Origin of the sequence: Actinomadura kijaniata (genome assembly GCF_014138665.1) — a bacterium.
Lineage (GTDB): Bacteria > Actinomycetota > Actinomycetes > Streptosporangiales > Streptosporangiaceae > Spirillospora > Spirillospora kijaniata.
Window position 1 is genome coordinate 23,784 of record NZ_JACJIA010000015.1, and the last position, 16,273, is coordinate 40,056.

17 protein-coding genes are annotated in these 16,273 nt (G+C 74.2%); 5 read left to right on the forward strand and 12 right to left on the reverse strand.

Features of this window, described 5'->3' with window-relative positions; all coding sequences use genetic code 11:
* Nucleotides 1-25: 25 nt before the first annotated feature.
* Nucleotides 26-733, forward strand: a complete 708-nt coding sequence (locus HNR61_RS39075) for a TetR/AcrR family transcriptional regulator (protein ID WP_312898311.1) — start codon at nucleotides 26-28, stop codon at nucleotides 731-733.
* 61 nt (nucleotides 734-794) lie between these two features.
* On the opposite strand, the gene pheT is transcribed toward HNR61_RS39075, so the two are convergent.
* The 8 genes from pheT to infC form a co-directional block, all read right to left on the reverse strand.
* Nucleotides 795-3,275, reverse strand: coding sequence for a phenylalanine--tRNA ligase subunit beta (pheT, locus tag HNR61_RS39080; protein ID WP_182848198.1), 2,481 nt, complete (start codon nucleotides 3,273-3,275; stop codon nucleotides 795-797).
* Entirely contained in the window at nucleotides 3,275-4,384 is a 1,110-nt protein-coding gene (gene pheS / locus HNR61_RS39085; protein ID WP_182848199.1) for a phenylalanine--tRNA ligase subunit alpha, read from the reverse strand. Before pheS ends, pheT begins: the two co-directional genes overlap by 1 nt.
* A gap of 139 nt (nucleotides 4,385-4,523) precedes the next feature.
* On the reverse strand, nucleotides 4,524-5,654 hold the full coding sequence (locus HNR61_RS39090) for a sensor histidine kinase (protein WP_376770301.1): 1,131 nt from the start codon (nucleotides 5,652-5,654) through the stop codon (nucleotides 4,524-4,526).
* A 263-nt stretch (nucleotides 5,655-5,917) separates the two neighbouring features.
* The gene (locus tag HNR61_RS39095) at nucleotides 5,918-6,406 is read right to left on the reverse strand and encodes an STAS domain-containing protein (protein WP_312898312.1); all 489 of its coding nucleotides are present in this window, start codon (nucleotides 6,404-6,406) and stop codon (nucleotides 5,918-5,920) included.
* A gap of 354 nt (nucleotides 6,407-6,760) precedes the next feature.
* The gene (locus tag HNR61_RS39100; protein ID WP_182848201.1) at nucleotides 6,761-7,573 is read right to left on the reverse strand and encodes a TrmH family RNA methyltransferase; all 813 of its coding nucleotides are present in this window, start codon (nucleotides 7,571-7,573) and stop codon (nucleotides 6,761-6,763) included.
* Between the two features lie 43 nt (nucleotides 7,574-7,616).
* Nucleotides 7,617-7,994 (reverse strand): 50S ribosomal protein L20, encoded by a 378-nt coding sequence (rplT, locus tag HNR61_RS39105; RefSeq protein ID WP_067827701.1) that lies wholly within the window; start codon nucleotides 7,992-7,994, stop codon nucleotides 7,617-7,619.
* Nucleotides 7,995-8,067: 73 nt separating this feature from the next.
* Nucleotides 8,068-8,262: a 50S ribosomal protein L35 gene (gene rpmI, locus HNR61_RS39110; RefSeq protein ID WP_067488686.1), complete on the reverse strand. Its 195-nt coding sequence runs from the start codon at nucleotides 8,260-8,262 to the stop codon at nucleotides 8,068-8,070.
* A 227-nt stretch (nucleotides 8,263-8,489) separates the two neighbouring features.
* Nucleotides 8,490-9,077 carry a translation initiation factor IF-3 gene (gene infC, locus HNR61_RS39115; protein WP_312898325.1) on the reverse strand — a complete coding sequence of 196 codons (588 nt, stop codon included), beginning with the start codon at nucleotides 9,075-9,077 and terminating at the stop codon, nucleotides 8,490-8,492.
* A gap of 471 nt (nucleotides 9,078-9,548) precedes the next feature.
* On the opposite strand from infC, the gene HNR61_RS39120 reads away from it, so the two are divergent.
* Both HNR61_RS39120 and HNR61_RS39125 read left to right on the forward strand, forming a co-directional pair.
* Complete coding sequence (locus tag HNR61_RS39120; protein ID WP_182848203.1) at nucleotides 9,549-10,019, forward strand: NUDIX domain-containing protein; 471 nt, start codon at nucleotides 9,549-9,551, stop codon at nucleotides 10,017-10,019.
* Nucleotides 10,020-10,973, forward strand: coding sequence for a PfkB family carbohydrate kinase (locus HNR61_RS39125; protein ID WP_182848204.1), 954 nt, complete (start codon nucleotides 10,020-10,022; stop codon nucleotides 10,971-10,973).
* Here HNR61_RS39125 and HNR61_RS39130 read toward each other — a convergent pair.
* Nucleotides 10,943-11,677 carry an HIT family protein gene (locus tag HNR61_RS39130; protein ID WP_182848205.1) on the reverse strand — a complete coding sequence of 245 codons (735 nt, stop codon included), beginning with the start codon at nucleotides 11,675-11,677 and terminating at the stop codon, nucleotides 10,943-10,945. The two genes, HNR61_RS39125 and HNR61_RS39130, sit on opposite strands and share 31 nt — an antisense overlap.
* Nucleotides 11,678-11,818: 141 nt before the next feature.
* On the opposite strand from HNR61_RS39130, the gene HNR61_RS39135 reads away from it, so the two are divergent.
* Nucleotides 11,819-13,189 (forward strand): prenyltransferase/squalene oxidase repeat-containing protein, encoded by a 1,371-nt coding sequence (locus tag HNR61_RS39135; protein WP_182848206.1) that lies wholly within the window; start codon nucleotides 11,819-11,821, stop codon nucleotides 13,187-13,189.
* On the opposite strand, the gene HNR61_RS39140 is transcribed toward HNR61_RS39135, so the two are convergent.
* Nucleotides 13,186-14,013: a shikimate dehydrogenase gene (locus HNR61_RS39140; RefSeq protein ID WP_182848207.1), complete on the reverse strand. Its 828-nt coding sequence runs from the start codon at nucleotides 14,011-14,013 to the stop codon at nucleotides 13,186-13,188. The two genes, HNR61_RS39135 and HNR61_RS39140, sit on opposite strands and share 4 nt — an antisense overlap.
* A gap of 102 nt (nucleotides 14,014-14,115) precedes the next feature.
* Between HNR61_RS39140 and HNR61_RS39145 the strand changes: the two genes are divergently transcribed.
* The gene (locus HNR61_RS39145; RefSeq protein ID WP_220510344.1) at nucleotides 14,116-14,523 is read left to right on the forward strand and encodes a hypothetical protein; all 408 of its coding nucleotides are present in this window, start codon (nucleotides 14,116-14,118) and stop codon (nucleotides 14,521-14,523) included.
* Nucleotides 14,524-14,597: 74 nt separating this feature from the next.
* Here HNR61_RS39145 and mltG read toward each other — a convergent pair whose 3' ends face one another.
* Together mltG and ruvX are read right to left on the reverse strand one after the other, a co-directional pair.
* Nucleotides 14,598-15,800 carry an endolytic transglycosylase MltG gene (gene mltG, locus HNR61_RS39150; protein WP_182848209.1) on the reverse strand — a complete coding sequence of 401 codons (1,203 nt, stop codon included), beginning with the start codon at nucleotides 15,798-15,800 and terminating at the stop codon, nucleotides 14,598-14,600.
* Nucleotides 15,797-16,255 (reverse strand): Holliday junction resolvase RuvX, encoded by a 459-nt coding sequence (gene ruvX, locus HNR61_RS39155; RefSeq protein WP_182848371.1) that lies wholly within the window; start codon nucleotides 16,253-16,255, stop codon nucleotides 15,797-15,799. The genes mltG and ruvX overlap by 4 nt, the downstream gene beginning before the upstream one ends.
* Nucleotides 16,256-16,273: the final 18 nt, after the last annotated feature.

Consider the following 16,273-nt stretch of genomic DNA (forward strand, 5'->3'; position numbering starts at 1 on the left):
AGCGCAACGCTGTAAACTGTCAAGGGTGAACGAGCCGAAGATGAGCCGCCGCGACCGGCTGCGCGCCGAGACCAGCGCCGAGATCAAGAAGATCGCGCTGGACCTCATGGCGGCGGGCGGCACCGACGCGATCTCGCTGCGCGCCATCGCCCGCGAGATGGGCATGACGGCCGGGGCGATCTACAGCTACTACGCCACCCGCGACGACCTGATCACCACGCTGATCAGCGACGTCTACACCTCGCTGGTGGACGCCGCCGAGGCCGCGCGCGACGCCGTCCCGCCCGACGACCCCGGCGGCCGCATCACGGCCTGGGGCCGGACCGTGCGCGAATGGGCGCTGGCCAACCCCGAGGGGTTCCGCCTCATCTACGGCGACCCGGTCGCCGGGTACCGCCCGCCCGAGGGCGGACCGGCGCGCGAGGCGCACCACCGCGCCTGCGCCGGGCTCACCGGGCTCGTCGCCGCCGCCTGGCCGCACGCCCGGGAGCGCCAGGACGGCGATCACAGCTGGGACGACTTCTCCCCCGACCTGGTCGCCGAGACGCAGGCGGCCTTCCCCGGCCTGCCGCCCGCCGCCCTCGCCCTGACCCTGCGGGTGTGGGGGCGCATGCACGGGCTCGTGGCGCTGGAGCTGTACGGCCACCTGTCGCTCGCCAACGACCCGGCCGCGCTGCACCGCGCCGAGATGCTCGACCTCGTCCGCTCCCTGGGGCTGCCTGACCCCTCCTGAGACGACGAAGCGGCCCGCACCCCCGGGAAGGGGATGCGGGCCGCCTCGGCGTGTCGCGTCGCTACGCGCCGCGCAGGACCGCCCCGGTGCGCTCGGCGGCCGTCACGACCGCCGTGTCACGGGCCTGCGTCGCCTCCTCGGCCGTCAGGGTGCGGTCGGAGGCGCGGAAGCGCAGCGCGTAGGCCAGGGACTTGCGGCCCTCGCCCACCTGCTCGCCGGTGTAGACGTCGAACAGCCGGACCGACTCCAGCAGCTCGCCCGCGCCCTCGCGCAGCGCCGCCTCCACCTCGGCGGCCGCGACGGAGGCGTCCACCACCAGCGCCACGTCCTGGGTGGCGACCGGATAGGTCGACACCGGCCGGGCCGCCACGTCGCGGGGTTCGCCCAGACCGCGCAGCTCCAGCTCCATCGCGCAGGTGCGCGGCGGCAGGCCGTACGCCTTGACCACGCGCGGGTGCAGCTCGCCGGCGTGCCCAACCAGGGTGTCGCCCGCGTACAGCGCCGCGCAGCGGCCCGGGTGCCACGGCTCGTGCCGGTCGGCCCGCACCGTCAGCTCCACGCCCGCCTCGGCGGCCACCACGCGGGCGGCCTCCACCGCGTCGGCCCAGTTCGCGGGACGGCCCCTGCCCCACCAGCCGGACGGCTCGCGCTCGCCCGCCAGCACGACCGCCACCCGGCGCGGCTGGTCCGGCAGCGCGGCGTCCACCGAGGCGATCTCCTCGACGGACGGGCCGCGGTCCACCGGCAGCCGCGGCGCGGCCTTCGGCGCGTCCGGGCGGGGCCGGAACACCACGCCCAGCTCGAACAGCGCCAGATCGCCGAAGCCGCGGCCCACGTTGCGGGTCAGGGTCTTCAGCAGCCCCGGCAGCAGCGTGGTGCGCAGCAGCGGCTCGTCCTCCGACAGCGGGTTCGCCAGCCGCAGGGCGTCGCGGCGCGCGTCGCCCGCCGGAAGCTGGAGCGCGTCCCAGTCCTTCTCGGAGGCGAACGGGTAGTTCAGCACCTCGACATAGCCCGCCCCGGCCAGGGCGCGGCCGACGCGGCGGCGCAGCCGCTGGCCGGCGGTCAGCCCGCGACCGGCGGCCGGGCGCGGCGCGCGGGACGGGATGTTGCGGTAGCCCTCCAGCCGGATGACCTCTTCGGCCAGGTCGTTGGGGTCGTTCAGGTCGGGACGCCACGACGGCGGCGTCACCGTCAGCGTCTCCTCCCCCTCGACCCGGCAGCCGACCTGCTCCAGGCGGCGCACGACCGTGGCGCGGTCGTAGTCCACGCCCGCGACCTTCGCCGGGTGGGCGGCGGCCATCGTGACCGTGCGGGTCTCCACCGGGGCCTCGGCGTGCGTGACCCCCGGAACGATCTCCGCGCCGCCCAGCTCGGCCAGCATCCGCGCCGCCCGGTAGGACGCGTACAGCGGCAGCTCGCGGTCCACGCCGCGCTCGAACCGGTAGGACGCCTCGCTGTGCAGCTTGTGCCGCCGCGCCATGCGGGCGACGCCGACCTCGTCGAAGTGCGCCGCCTCGACGACCATGTCGGTCGAGGCGTCGTCGATCTCGGTGGCCAGCCCGCCCATCGTGCCCGCCAGGGAGATCGCGCCCGATCCGTCGGTGATCAGGACGTCCTCGGGGTCGAGGGCGCGCTTGACGTGGTCGAGGGTCTCCAGCCTCTCGCCCGGCTCGGCGCGCCGCACCACGATCGGGCCGGTCAGCTTGGTCCGGTCGAACGCGTGCAGCGGCTGCCCCAGCTCCAGCATCAGGTAGTTGGTGACGTCCACCGCCAGCGACACCGGGCGCACGCCCGCGCGGAACAGGCGGACCCGCATCCACAGCGGGGTCGTGGCGTTCGGGTCGAAGCCGCGGACCTCGCGCAGCACGAACCGGTCGCAGGCGGTCGGGTCGGCGATCGACGCCGGGTACGACCCGCCCTCGCCGGTCGGCAGCTCCACGTCGGCCGGGTCCCGGAACGGCACCCCGTACGCGATGGCCGCCTCGCGCGCCAGGCCGCGGATCGACAGCGCGTAGCCGCGGTCCGGGGTGACGGCGATGTCCAGCACGTCCTCGCGCAGCCCGAGCAGCCCGATCGCGTCGGTGCCGGGCTCGGCGGTGCCCTCCGGCAGCACCAGGATGCCGGAGTGGTCGTCGCCGATGCCCAGCTCGGTCACCGAGCAGATCATGCCCTCGGACATGCGGCCGTAGGTCTTGCGCGCGCCGATCTTGAACCCGCCGGGCAGCTCGCCGCCCGGCAGGATCACCACGACCAGGTCGCCGACGGCGAAGTTGGTCGCGCCGCACACGATGTTCTGCGGCTCGCCGGTGCCGTTGGCCGCGCCCACGTCCACGGTGCAGAACCGGATCGGCTTCTTGAAACCGGTCAGCTCCTCGACGGTCAGCACCCGGCCGACCACGATCGGGCCGGTGATGTCGATCCCGGCCCGCTCGACCGTCTCGACCTCCAGACCCGCGTCGATGAGCTTGGCCGCCAGCTCGCGGCCGGTGACTCCCTCGGGCAGCTCGACGTACTCGCGCAGCCAGGAAAGCGGGGCCCGCATCAGATCTCCGTCCCGAACGGGAGGGTGAACCGCACGTCGCCCTCCACCATGTCGTGCATGTCCTCAACACCGTGGCGGAACATCAGCGTCCGCTCCACGCCCAGGCCGAACGCCCAGCCGCTGTACCGCTCGGGGTCGATGCCGCAGGCCGCCAGCACCCGCGGGTTGACCATGCCGCAGCCGCCCAGCTCGATCCAGCCCTCCGAGGAGCAGGTCCGGCAGGCGGGCGCGCCCACCTCCACCGACCGCCCGTGGCACACGAAGCACAACATGTCGACCTCGGCCGACGGCTCGGTGAACGGGAAGTACGACGGCCGCATCCGGGTCTTCAGGCCCTCGCCGAACATGCCGTTGACGAACGCGTCGATCGCGCCGCGCAGGTCGGCCATCGTCAGGCCCTCGTCGACGGCCAGGCCCTCCAGCTGGTGGAACACCGGCGTGTGGGTGGCGTCCAGCTCGTCGGTGCGGAACGTGCGGCCCGGCGCGATCACGTAGACCGGCAGCTCCCGCGACAGCATCGCGCGGACCTGCACCGGCGAGGTGTGCGTGCGCAGCACCACGTCGGTGTCCTCCGACTCCACGAAGAACGTGTCCTGCATGGAGCGGGCCGGGTGGTCGGGCTTGAAGTTCAGGGCGTCGAAGTTGAACCAGCCCGCCTCGACCTCCGGGCCCTCGGCGACCTCGAAGCCCATGGACACGAACACGTCGGCCATGCGGTCCTGGAGGGTGGTCAGCGGGTGCCGGGCGCCGCGCGGGGCGCGGTCCCAGGGCAGGGTGACGTCGACGGTCTCCTCGACCAGGACGCGCTGGTCGCGCTCCTCCTCCAGCTCGGCCTGGCGCTTCTTGAGGGCCTGGGCGACCGCGCCGCGGGACGCGCCGATGCGCTTGCCCGCCTCGGCGCGGGCCTGCGGGGGCAGCGCGCCGATCTCGCGGTTGGCCAGCGCCAGCGGGGAGCGGTCCCCCGCGTGGGCGAGGCGGACCTGCTTCAGCTCGTCGAGGTCGCCCGCGGCGGCGATCGCCGCCAGGGCCTCGTCGCGGGCGCGTTCGAGCGCTTCGGGCTGCAACGCGGACACCTCGACGGGGTCGTAGGACTTGTTGGGTGCAGACATGGTGGTGTGAGAACTCCGGTCGGCGTGGGACGTCCGCAGTCTAGTGCTCGGACGGTGAGGATCCGGAAAGCGTGCGCGGTACGCGCCGCCCGCCCGGGGCCCGGCGACGAGGGTGGAGCAGTCGTGTGGACTGGCTCGGCTAGCTCGTCACGTAGTCGGGGGCCCCTGCGGGCAGGGTAAATCGGAACTCGGCGCCGCCCCCGGGGGCGCGCTGCACGGTGATGGTGCCGCCGTGCGCCTCGACCAGGCCCTTCACGATGTACAGGCCCAGGCCGGTGCCGCCGCGGCGGTTGCCGCCGGGACCGCGCCAGAACTGCCGGAAGACGCGCTGGGCGGCCTCGGGCGGAATGCCCTCGCCCTCGTCGCGCACCGACACGGCGGCCCCCTCCTTATGCGCGTCCGGCTCCACCACAATGGTGACAGTACCAGCGCCGTGCCGCACCGCGTTTTCGACCAGGTTGGAGAGGATCTGGTCGACCTTGTCGGGGTCCAGCCACATCTCCGGCAGCTCGCCGCGCGTCTCGAAGTGGAAGCGGTCCTCGGGGTCCCCGGCCGCGACCCGGCCCGCGATGACCTTGCGGACCTCCTCGGCCAGGTCCACCACCTGCCGGTGCATCTCCAGCCGCCCCGCCTCGATGCGGGACACGTCGAGCAGCTCGGTGATCAGGCGGGTGACGCGGTCGGCGTCGGCGTTGACGGTCTCCAGCATCACGCGCTTCTGGTCGTCGTTGAAGCGGTGCCACTTGGCCAGCAGCGTGGCGGTGAAGCCCTTGACGCTGGTCAGCGGCGAGCGCAGCTCGTGCGCGACGGTGGAGACCAGGTCGGCGCGGTCGCGTTCCTGGCGGGCGCGGTGCGCGGCGTCCCGCAGCGCGATCGTGAACCGCTCCACGCGGCCCCCCGCGCCGCGCCGGTAGCGGGCGGTGACCAGCAGCTCGGTGCCGCCGGGCAGGAACAGGGAGCGTTCGGGGTGGCGGGTGCGGGTGGCCAGGCCCTCGTAGGGGGCCAGGCACTTCCACCAGTCGCGGCCCTCGGCGTCGTGCAGCGGCAGCACGTCGCGGAAGTCGCGGCCCAGCGCGTCGGCCGGGTCGACACCGGTCATCCGGGCGGCGGCGGCGTTGAACGCCACGACCCGCGCGCCGTCGTCGGCGACCACCAGGCCGTCGGGCAGGTCGTCGATCCCCACCTCGCCGCCCGGCATCTCGTCATCCGGCACCGGGGGACCACCGGCGGGCGCGCGCGGCGGCACGTCGGGGGATTCCTCTCCGCCCACAACGGCCTCCCGAACACCGGTGCAACACGCCGCCTGTCGACAACAGACTCTATCCGGAGTCGGCGGCGTTACGGGACCCGACGAACCCCTACCGGGAAGCCTTTTGTGACCTCCGCGTCGTCCCGTCCCCGCCGCGGCGCCCCCACGGTCCCCGTACTCCCCGCCGTCACCGGCGCCGGACCACGGCCGCACTCACAGGCGCGGCCACGAGTGCACTCACGGCGCACTCACGGACGCCGCCACGGACGCGCTCACGGGCGCGGTCACGGACGCGGGGAGGAGGCGGGTGCGTCGGCCGCGTCGTGCCGGTCGGTGACGAACAGCCGGTGCAGTCCGGTGACGCGCAGCAGCTTGAGCTGGGCGGGCCGCACCCGGACGAGCCGGACCTCGCCGTCCTGCTCCCGCACCAGGTTGTGCACCGCGACCAGGGCTCCCAGCCCGGTCGCGTCGCAGAACGACACCTCGGCGAAGTCCACGACCAGGCGGCGGAAGCCGGCGGCGTGCAGCTCGGTCAGGCGGGTGCGCAGCGTGTCGGCGGTGCGCAGGTCGATCTCCCCCGAGACCGCGGCCACGGCCGTGTCGCCCTGCGCGCGGGCCAGCACGACCCGCAGGTCGCCGGGCTCGCCCAGCTCCCGCGCGTCGCGCACCGGGAGCGCGGCGCGCGCCCGCAGGTGCGCCGACGGCCACTGCGTCGACGACCACTGCGCCGGTCGCGGCGCCTGCCGCTGGGCCGGGTGCGGCCGGCAGCGCACTCCCGGGCTCCGTCGGCCCGGCCGTCCGGCCGCCCCGTTGTCGTCGGTCATCACGTCAGCCCCCACTTCGCACGGCGTGTTCGCCGCCTTCACCAACACCGTAGGCAACCCGTGTGACACTCGGATCCGCCAGCGGGTTGGTCTGCGCTCCTACTTTGGTACGAGCTTTGGAACGGGCTTTACCGGGACTTGGCGTCTCCGGGGTCCCGCGGCCGTTCCGGCGCGGTCCCGCCACCGCGCGCGAACCATCCTTCCAGGTCACATGCCAGAAAAGGAGGTCCGTCGCGACCGCTTGTGGTCAGATGGACACGTAACGTCCCTGCGGCGTTCCCGCGCACGCCCCCCGCGCGCCGCTCAGGAACGCTGGGCGCGGGCCGAGGCGTACAGGCAGACGGCGGCGGCGGTCGCCAGGTTCAGGCTCTCGGCGCGGCCGTAGATGGGAACGCGGACGACCTCGTCGACGTTGTCGAGGATCTCCTCGGGCAGCCCCCACGCCTCGTTGCCGAACACCCAGGCGGTGGGCCGGGCCAGCAGCCCGTCGTCGATGGAGTCGTCCAGGGTGCGCTTGCCCGCGCCGTCGGCCGCCAGCACCGTCAGGCCGGTGCGCCGCAGCTCGGGGATGAGCGTGTCGAACCGGGGCCCGGTCACCACCGGCAGGTGGAACAGGCTGCCCGCCGAGGCGCGCACGCACTTGCCGTTGTAGGGGTCCACCGAGGCGTCGGTGAACACCACCGAGTCGGACCCGGCGGCGTCGGCGGTGCGCAGGACCGTTCCGGCGTTGCCCGGGTCGCGCACGTGCGCCAGCACCGTGACCAGCCGGGGCGTGGTCGCCAGCGCGGCGTCCAGGGAGACGTCGAGGAACTCGCAGACCGCCAGCAGCCCCTGCGGGGTGACGGTCTGGGCGAGCTCGGCCATGACCTCGCCGCTGACCCGCAGCACCGGGACCTCGGCGCGCTCGGCGGCCGCCACCAGGTCGGCGTGGCGGGTCTCGGCCTCGGCGGTGGTGAACAGCTCGGCCAGCCCGCCGGGGATCGCCAGCGCCTCCCGCACCGCCTGCGGCCCCTCGGCCAGGAACCGGCGCTCCCGGCGGCGGAAAGCGCGTTTGGCGAGCCGTCGAGCCGCCTTCACCCGGGGTGATCGGACAGAGGTCAGCTCGCGGCCCGCCATACGTTGTTACTCGCTATCTGTCTCGCTGTCGGAGAGGCCGGGTTCAGGCGGCCTCGCTGCCCTCGGCGGGCAGCGCGTCCTTGGCGACCTGGACCAGGGCGGCGAACGCCGCGGCGTCGTTGACGGCCATCTCGGCCAGCATGCGACGGTCGACCTCGACCTCGGCCAGGCGCAGGCCCTGGATGAGGCGGTTGTAGGTCATGCCGTTGGCGCGGGCGGCGGCGTTGATCCGCTGGATCCACAGCCGACGGAACTGGCCCTTGCGGTCCTTGCGGTCCCGGAAGGCGTAGGTCATGGAGTGGAGCTGCTGCTCCTTGGCCTTGCGGTACAGGCGCGACCGCTGGCCGCGGTAGCCGCTCGACCGCTCCAGGACGACCCGACGCTTCTTGGCGGAGTTGACCGCCCGCTTCACGCGTGCCACGTGTTGGACTCCTTCGTGGGGGCCGGTGACTCGGGCACCGGCCGGTCGTACGGATTGCTGGTCGGAGAGCTACTTACTTGCGCAGCAGCTTCTTGATGTTCTTGGCGTCGGCCGGGGCCACGACCGCCGGGCCGTCCAGGCGACGGGTGCGCTTGGTCGGCTTGTGCTCGAGCAGGTGGTTCTTGTTGGCGCGGCGGCGCATCACCTTGCCGGAGCCGGTCAGCTTGAAGCGCTTCTTGGCACCGCTGTGGGTCTTGGTCTTCGGCATGGTCGCCGTCGTCTCCTCTACTCCTGGCCTCCGCGCGGCGGCACGGAGGCGCGCCTGAACGGACGCGCTGCTACATGTCACGCGGCACCGCGCCTGGACAGGCTCAATGTACGTGCGTCTCGGACCCGCTCGGGGCGGGGCCGTCGGGAACGGAGGCGGCCCCCGGTCGACGTCGCGACCGTGTCGCGGCGTCCGGCGGGCCGTCTCCGGTGGCCCGGCGGGACCGCTCAGGCGGTCCCGGCGTCCGACTGCTGCTGAGCGCGGCTGTCGCGCTCGGCCTTGGCCTCGGCCTTGGCCTCGGCCTTCTTCTTGTGCGGGCCGATCACCATGATCATGTTCCGGCCGTCCTGCTTGGGACGGGACTCCACGAAGCCCAGCTCCTGGACGTCCTCGGCGAGCCGGTTCAGCAGGCGGAAGCCCAGTTCGGGTCGCGACTGCTCACGACCGCGGAACATGATCGTCACCTTGACCTTGTCCCCGGCCTTCAGGAACCGCACCACGTGACCCTTCTTGGTCTCGTAGTCGTGCGGGTCGATCTTCGGCCGGAGCTTGATCTCCTTGATGATCGTGTGCGCCTGGTTCTTCCGCGCCTCACGCGCCTTCATCGCGGACTCGTACTTGAACTTGCCGTAGTCCATGAGCTTCGCGACGGGCGGGCGCGCGGTGGGCGCCACCTCGACGAGGTCGAGGTCCGACTCACGCGCGAGTTCAAGGGCCTTGGCGATGGGCACGATGCCCACCTGTTCGCCGTTCGGGCCGACGAGCCGGACCTCTGGCACGCGAATGCGGTCGTTGATACGCGGTTCGGCGCTGATGGGACCTCCCTGGGGCCATGACTTGGAGCGTTGCGCTGTGGGACCGGTCGTACCCCGGGCAGTCCATGCGAAAAGCCCCGTACGACTCGCATACGGGGCCACCTTCGGTCGCCGCGACGCCGGAGGCGACGCGAACGGAACGTCGCCGACGAGGGCGACGCCGGACCGAGACCCGCCAACCTGTACGGCCGGCTAGGTGGGAGGTGGCCTCCGCTTGAGCGCCTGGGGCGGTCCGTCGGTGAGGACGGTCCTTCCAGGCCGGTCGACCACCAAGACTATCACCTCGTCGCCGGTGCGGCGAACGGCGTCCGTGGCGCCCGCGCCCGGCCCGTCCGAGGCCCCCGCCGGGCCTCCCGACCGGCCGGTCCGCGCCGGGCGGGCGGGGTGACGGTCTTGTGCCCGCGGGGAGCGTTCCGGGGGCGGGCGCGCGGGTTACGTTGAGGTCAGGACCGCCTACCGGAGGCGCCAGCGATGCCCTTTCCCAGGACCGTGCCGCCGCTCCGGCTGGAGTTCGCGCAGAAGGCGTTCATCGTCGACGGCGGCCGACTGCTGATGGTCCGCAAGACCGCCGCCGACCCCCGCCATCCCGGGCGCTGGGAGGTGCCCGGCGGGCGGCTGGAACCGGCCGGTGACCTGGGGCTGGACGACCACATCCGGCGCGAGGTGTGGGAGGAGGTCGGGCTGAAGGTCGATCCGGGCCCGCCGTTCCACCTGTGGCAGTGGTTCATGCCCGACGAGCGCTCCGGGGACCGGGTGCGGGTGGTGGCCGCCGCACGGGTGTGCCGCCCCCGCTCGCTGGAGCCGACCGTGCGGAACCAGACCCCCACCGACCACCTCGCCGACCCCTCCTGGGTGCCGCTGGACGAGGTGTGGGGCTACGACCTGATCCCGGACCTGCGGCCGGTGGTGCGGGCGTTCCTGCGACTGCACGCGGGAGGCTGAGTGGACCTCGTCCGTCCCGCGGGGACGCCGGTGGACCGCCCCGGGCTCGACGGCGTCGTGGAACGGCGGTTCGGCCTGGTGGTGATGGGCGACGTGCGGATCGAGGTGCGCGCCGCGCTGCCGGAGGTGCGGTTCACCGAGCTGACCGCCGACCGCCTCACCTACGCGCCCGCGCGGATCATGGTGGCCGGGACGGCGGTCAACCTGGCGCGGCGGGCCACCGGCTACTTCCGGCGGATCGCGGTCACCGGGAAGATCGGCGACGACGACTTCACGCCGTTGATCCGGCGCGAGCTGCGGCGGCTGGGCGTGCGGGACCTGCTGCGGGCCGAGCCGGGGGCCGCCAACGCCGTGTCGGTGATGCTGCGCGACCGCGCCACCGCGGACGGGCCGGGGGTGCGGCTGCTGGTGGCCGAGGAGCACGCGCCGTCGCGGCGGCTGACCGAGGCCGACGTGCGGCGCGCCGCCGGGGAGATCCGCCGGGCCGACGTGCTGTTCACCGACGGGTACTCGCTGCTGTCGCCGATCTCGGCGGCGGCGCTGCGGCGGGCGGCGGCGATCGCGCGGCGGGCCGGGACGCTGGTGGCCTTCGACGTGGTCCCGCACGACGTGGACGCGCGGCTGCCCGCCGCCGAGGTGACGCCGGTGCTGGAGCTGGCCGACATCGTGATCACCGAGGCGGCGACGGTGGCGCGGCTGCTGGGGCGGCCGGCGCCGGTGGAGGGCGGGGAGGTCCGGGAGCTGCTGCCCGCGCTGGACGCGCTGGTCCCGGGGCGGCCGCTGTGGCTGCTGCGGTTCGGGCCCGGCTGCCTGGAACGGGTGCTGGCCCACCAGCGCGGCCGGCTGGAGCTGGAGTACGCCACCGGGTACGGGGAGGGCGTGGAGCGCGCCGGGTTCGGCGACCGGCTGACGGCCGGGGAGCTCTACTGGTGGCTGTCGGCGCGCTCGGGCTGACCGACGAGTTCGGGCCGAGCGACGGGTTCGGGCCGGCCGGCGCACAGCGGGCGCAGCGTCTCCAGGGTGCGGCGGAAGCGGGCGCGGCTCTCGGGCAGCCCGAACGTCTCCTGCCAGCGCCACGTCCCGGGGCCGTACAGCGCGGTCGTCACCGCCCAGCGCAGGAACTGGCCCGGCACGCCGTCGCCGGGGTGGACGGTGGCGGTGTCGTCCTCCTCCACCAGCAGGTAGGAGCGGCCCGCCCGGTGGCGTTCGCGGAGCGCGTCGTGCGATCCGGTCTCGCCGCGCAGGCCCCGGCCCTCCAGCACGGCGCGGACCCCGGCGGTGCCGGGCACCAGGTGCCAGTGCGCGTGGTCGATGCAGGCGCCACCGCCCTGCGGGCTTCCCGGGCCGTGCTCGAACAGCACCAGGTCGGCACTGCCGTAGGCGGCCAGGTACAGCCCCGCCACATGGTCGCGCCAGCGCCGGGCGCGGGCCCACAGCCCGGGGTCGAACGTGCCCGCGCACGCGTGGTGCTCGGCGGTGACCAGCAGCAGGTGCCCCTCGGCCAGCGGCGCCAGGTCCGGCATCAGGAACAGCCGGTCGTCGGCGGCGAGCACCCCGTCCGCGCCGGGCAGGTCGACCATGGCGTTGAGCCGGAAGCGCAGCGGCGGGCACAGCACGCAGTCCGCGCCCGCCCGGCCGTCGTTGTCCCTGACCTCCATGACGGCGGCCTCCTCGCGATCGGTTACCGAACGTGTCCCCCCAGAACCGGCGGCGATCTGTGCGGCCGGGGTCAGACCACCGGGACCCCGAGGTTGCGAAAAGTGGCCTGACGGGAACAAATCCCTTGGAAGGCAGGCCCCGTGAACACTCCCCCTCTCATCCCCCCGGCGATCCGACCGGCGCCGCCCGTCGCCGATCCCGCGCCCGGTGTCGCCGTGCTCGACACGGCCGTGCTGTCCGCCCGTCTGGACGAGTCGTTCGACGTGCTGCGCGACACCTACGCCAGCGCGCAGGGCACGGGCGGCGGCTGGTACCACGAGCTGACCCGGCCCGAGCCGGGCGCGACCGCCACCGCGCTGGGACTGCTGGCGTTCGTCGAGGCCAGACGGCCGTTCGAGCACTTCGACGAGGGCCTGGCGTTCCTGGCGGCGCGGCAGTCGGTGTCCACCGAGCCGCTGCGCGACGGCGGCTGGGCCACCAAGACCAGCCTGGGCATGCCGGTGGTGGAGGCCACCGCGTGGATCGCGCGGTTCCTGGCGTCGGCCCGCTGCGACCTGCGGCCGGGCGCGCCCGACCTGCGGCGCGCCCACCGCTGGCTGCTGCGCAACCAGAACGCCGACGGCGGCTGGGGCTCGATGCACGGCTGCCCGTCGCGGACCTGGCTGACCTGCCTGGCGCTGCGGGCGCTGGTGCGCCTGGACCCGTTCGAGCCCGCCGTCACGCACGGCGTGGAGTGGCTGACCGCCGACCGCACCCTGCACCGGCCCGCCTGGGGGCCGACGCCGACCGCCGCGCCGACGGTCACGCACACCGCGTTCACGCTGCTGACGCTGGTCGAGGCGGCCCCGGACCGGCGCGACGAGCGGGTGCTGGCCGCCTACGACTGGCTGCGCGAGCACCTGGACCCCGCCGACAGCGACGTGTGGATCGAGACCTACGACGTCGCCCCGCACGGGCCCGCCGCCAAGCCGGTGTGGCGGCTGGCGCTGTGGCACTACGGGCTTCCGCTGGCGCTGGCCGCTCTGTTGCAGGACCCGCGCGGCGTGCCGGGGCCGCTGGTGGGGCGGGCGTTCCGGACGCTGATGCGCGAGGAGGTCGTCGATCCGCGCCTCGGCGGCCTCGGTGGGGACGGCCTGTCGTCGCTGTGGACGCTGTGGTGGCGGCTGGAGGCGCTCAACGCGCTGTCGCGGCCGCCGCTGCTGCGCGACGGGGACCTGGTGTACTGGCTGCCGGACGCGACGGTGGTCCAGCACGCCCACGCCCGGGGGCGGCCGCTGAGCAGCGTGCTGCCGGGCCGCGCCCACCGGCACGTCCTGCGGCTGCTGCGACGGCACTGGGCGGCGCTGGCGCTGGCGCTGGTCGCGCTGGGCAGCCTGGTCGGGGTGGCCGTCGACCTGTGGAACTGGCGCGACTTCTGGCTCAGCGTCATCCTGCCGATCATGCTGACGGTCATGCAGGAGGCGATGAAACGCCGCCGGACGCAGCAGCGGCCGCCGCCCGCGGTGCGCTAGCCGCCCGCCCGGCGGGCGAGCTCGGCCTCGCCGGCGGCGCGCATCGCCGCCACCGGGACGTCGTCGCGGCCGGTCATCAGCGTCACCTGCCGCACGGCCTGGTGCAGCAGCATCGCGAACCCGCCGACGACCGTCGCGCCCGCCGCCGTGGCGGCCTCGGCCAGCGGTGTCGGCCACGGCGCGTACACCACGTCGAACAGGGCCGCGCCGGAGGCGGCGACCGGCTCGGCGAACGCGTCGGCGGCGGCGCCCGGCAGCGTGTTGACCACCAGCGCGGACGGCGGCAGCTCCGGCACCCGGTCCAGGGTCTCCACCCGCACCGCCAGCCCGAACCGCTCCCCCACCGCGGCCGTGTCGGCGGTGCGTTCGGGGCTGCGCACCGCCAGGGTCGCCCCGGTCAGGCCCATCCGGGCCAGCGCCGCCAGCGCGGAGGCGGCGGTCGCGCCCCCGCCCAGCACCAGCGCCGAGGCGGGCGCGGCCACGCCCGCCTCGGTCAGCGCGGCCTCGATCCCGTACACGTCGGTGTTGTCGGCGTGCCGCCGCCCGTCGCGCAGCACCAGCGTGTTGGCCCCGCCGACGCCCGCCGCCAGGTCCGTCACCGTGTCGGCCAGCTTCAGCGCGACCCGCTTGAGCGGCATCGTCAGCGACAGCCCCGCCCACTCGGGGCCCAGGCCGTCCAGGAAGCCCGCCAGCCCGTCCTCGCCGCACTCGAACGCGTCGTAGCTCCACCCGTCCAGGCCCATCGCCGCGTACGCCGCCCGGTGCAGCACCGGCGACAGCGAGTGCGCGATCGGCGAGCCGAGCACCGCCGCCCGTGAGGTCATCGTGTATTCACCCGGTCACCCATTGTAGTTACGCCTGCACGGGGCCTAGGATCGCTGTTCGCGCCGTGGCCCCGCACGTGTACCCCCCGCGAAGGAGACATGATGACACGCCCCCGGCTCGCCGCCCTCACCGCCGCCTCCGTCCCGGCGGTGGGGCTGGCCGTCGCGCTGCTGGCCCCGTCGGCGGCCCAGCCCCCGCCCGCCGGGCGGTCCCTGGCGGCCGACCGGCCGCGCGAGGCGGGGCGGCAGGCGGTCCGGCCGTGCCACTGGGCGGCCCGGACCACCACCCGGCTGCGCGAGGCGCCCCGGGTGACGGCGACGCCGGTGCGGCAGCTGGCCGAGGGCGAGGCGCACCCCTGCAGGAGCGCGGCCCCGGTCAGGGGCGGGCGGTACCGGGACTGCGGCGGCGCCGGGGACCGGTGGGCGGCGGTGTACTGGGGCCCGCCGGGCGGGCCCGCCGACCGCGTCGGCTACCTCGCGGCGCGCTGCGTCACCCTCCGGAACGGGTGAACCGGCTCCGGAACGCCGGACGGCGCGGCGGGTGTCCCCGCCGCGCCGCCCTCGCCGTCGTGCCGGTCCCCGGATCAGTTGCCGGGGTTGTTCCTCTGCCATGCCCGGAACTCTTCGACGAACTTGTTGAACTCGGCCTCGGAGTGGGTGAACTTGGTGACGTTGTTGGTGGGATCGGTCGTCACGAAGAACAGCCACTCGCCGGGCTCGGGACGCAGCGCCGCCTGGATCGCCTTCACACCGGGGTTGCCGATCGGCCCCGGGGGCAGGCCCTGGTTCTTGTAGGTGTTGTACGGGTGCGGCGTGCTGTAGTCGCTTTCCGTCACGTTCAGGGTGCGCTTGTTGAGGAAGTACACGACCGTGCTGTCGAACCGCAGATGCATGTTGATCTTGAGGCGGTTGCGGATCACCCGCGAGACCTTGGGCAGGTCGCTGTCGGTCCCGCCCTCGCCCTGGATCAGGCTCGCCAGCGTGATCACCGTTTCGGGCTTCAGGCCGGCCTTCCTCGCCTCGCCCTCCAGGTCGATCTCCCGCGCCACCTGGTTGAACCGGGTGACCATCTGCTTGAGGATCTTCGCCGCGCCGTCCTTGGGGTTGACGTCGTAGCGGCCGGGGTACAGGTAGCCCTCGATCCGGTTGAGCGCCGAGGAGGGCGGTCTGGCCCACGAGGGCGCGCCGAGCGCCCGCGGGTCGCGCGAGGCCTTCACGAAGTCGTTCACCGGGATGCCGGTCTTCTTCGACAGGTCCTGGAAGATCTCGATGGCGCGCTTGCCCTCGCTGATGATGATCTGGTTGCCCGCCCTGGACTTGGGGTCCAGCAGCCGCGCCATGGCCGCCTTGGACGACATGCGCAACCGCATCGCGTAGTAGCCGGGCTGGATGGCCCCGGCCCTCTTCTCCTCCGCGTAGACCTTCAGGAAGCCGCGCACGCTCTTGACGACGTCGTGGCGTTGCAGCGTCGCCGCGATCGTCGAGCCGCCGTCGCCCTCCTTGATCTGGACCGTGACGCTCCCGGCGCCCTCGCCCTCGTAGTCGGGCGGGTTCATCCGGTGGTCCAGCCAGGCGACGCCGAACACGCCGCCGGTGCCCACGACGGCGACCAGGAACGCCAGCGAGAACAGCAGCGCCGCGCGGCTGTTGCGCTTCTTGCGGCGCTGCTGGCGGCGCGCCTGCCGCTGGGCGCGGCGGGGCGGGGGCCGCTCGTCGGACCACTGCTGTCCGTCGTCGGCCCACTGCCGGTTGCGGTCGGGCTCTGAGAAAAGGTCCAAGTCGTTCATGTCTTCCCCCGGACGATCTCGCCTGGGGGTCGTCCCGTCAACCGTTCCCCGTCCAGCGCCGCCTGGAGCAGGACCGCCGCGGCGGCCTGATCGACGACCCTGCGACGGGCCTGGCCGTGGACCCCCCCGGCACGCAGGCCGCTCTCGGCCGTGACGGTGGTGAGTCTTTCGTCGTACAGCCGCACCATCCCCGGGGGAAGGCGGTCGGCCAGCATGCGGGCGAACCTGCGGGCGGACGCCGCCGCCGGGCCCTCGCGGCCCGACAGCGACGTCGGCAGTCCCACGACCACCTCGATGGCCTCGTTCTCGGCGACGAGCGCCACCAGGCGGTCGACGTCCCCCCGGCCGCTCTTCACGGTCTCCAGGGGGGAGGCGAGGATCCCGCCGGGGTCGCTGCGGGCCACGCCGATCCGGACGCTGCCCACATCGACCCCGAGCCGGGCGCCGTGCCTCATCGTTCCCGCGCCGCTCTC

Excerpts from the sequence above, each read along its gene's own strand:
- pheT (WP_182848198.1), bottom strand. The coding sequence starts at position 3,275 with ATGCGGGCCCCGCTTTCCTGGCTGCGCGAGTACGTCGAGCTGCCCGAG.
- pheS (WP_182848199.1), bottom strand. The coding sequence starts at position 4,384 with ATGTCTGCACCCAACAAGTCCTACGACCCCGTCGAGGTGTCCGCGTTG.
- HNR61_RS39100 (WP_182848201.1), bottom strand. The coding sequence starts at position 7,573 with ATGGCGGGCCGCGAGCTGACCTCTGTCCGATCACCCCGGGTGAAGGCG.
- rpmI (WP_067488686.1), bottom strand. The coding sequence starts at position 8,262 with ATGCCGAAGACCAAGACCCACAGCGGTGCCAAGAAGCGCTTCAAGCTG.
- HNR61_RS39120 (WP_182848203.1), top strand. The coding sequence starts at position 9,549 with ATGCCCTTTCCCAGGACCGTGCCGCCGCTCCGGCTGGAGTTCGCGCAG.
- HNR61_RS39130 (WP_182848205.1), bottom strand. The coding sequence starts at position 11,677 with ATGGAGGTCAGGGACAACGACGGCCGGGCGGGCGCGGACTGCGTGCTG.
- HNR61_RS39140 (WP_182848207.1), bottom strand. The coding sequence starts at position 14,013 with ATGACCTCACGGGCGGCGGTGCTCGGCTCGCCGATCGCGCACTCGCTG.
- HNR61_RS39145 (WP_220510344.1), top strand. The coding sequence starts at position 14,116 with ATGACACGCCCCCGGCTCGCCGCCCTCACCGCCGCCTCCGTCCCGGCG.
- mltG (WP_182848209.1), bottom strand. The coding sequence starts at position 15,800 with ATGAACGACTTGGACCTTTTCTCAGAGCCCGACCGCAACCGGCAGTGG.
- ruvX (WP_182848371.1), bottom strand. The coding sequence starts at position 16,255 with ATGAGGCACGGCGCCCGGCTCGGGGTCGATGTGGGCAGCGTCCGGATC.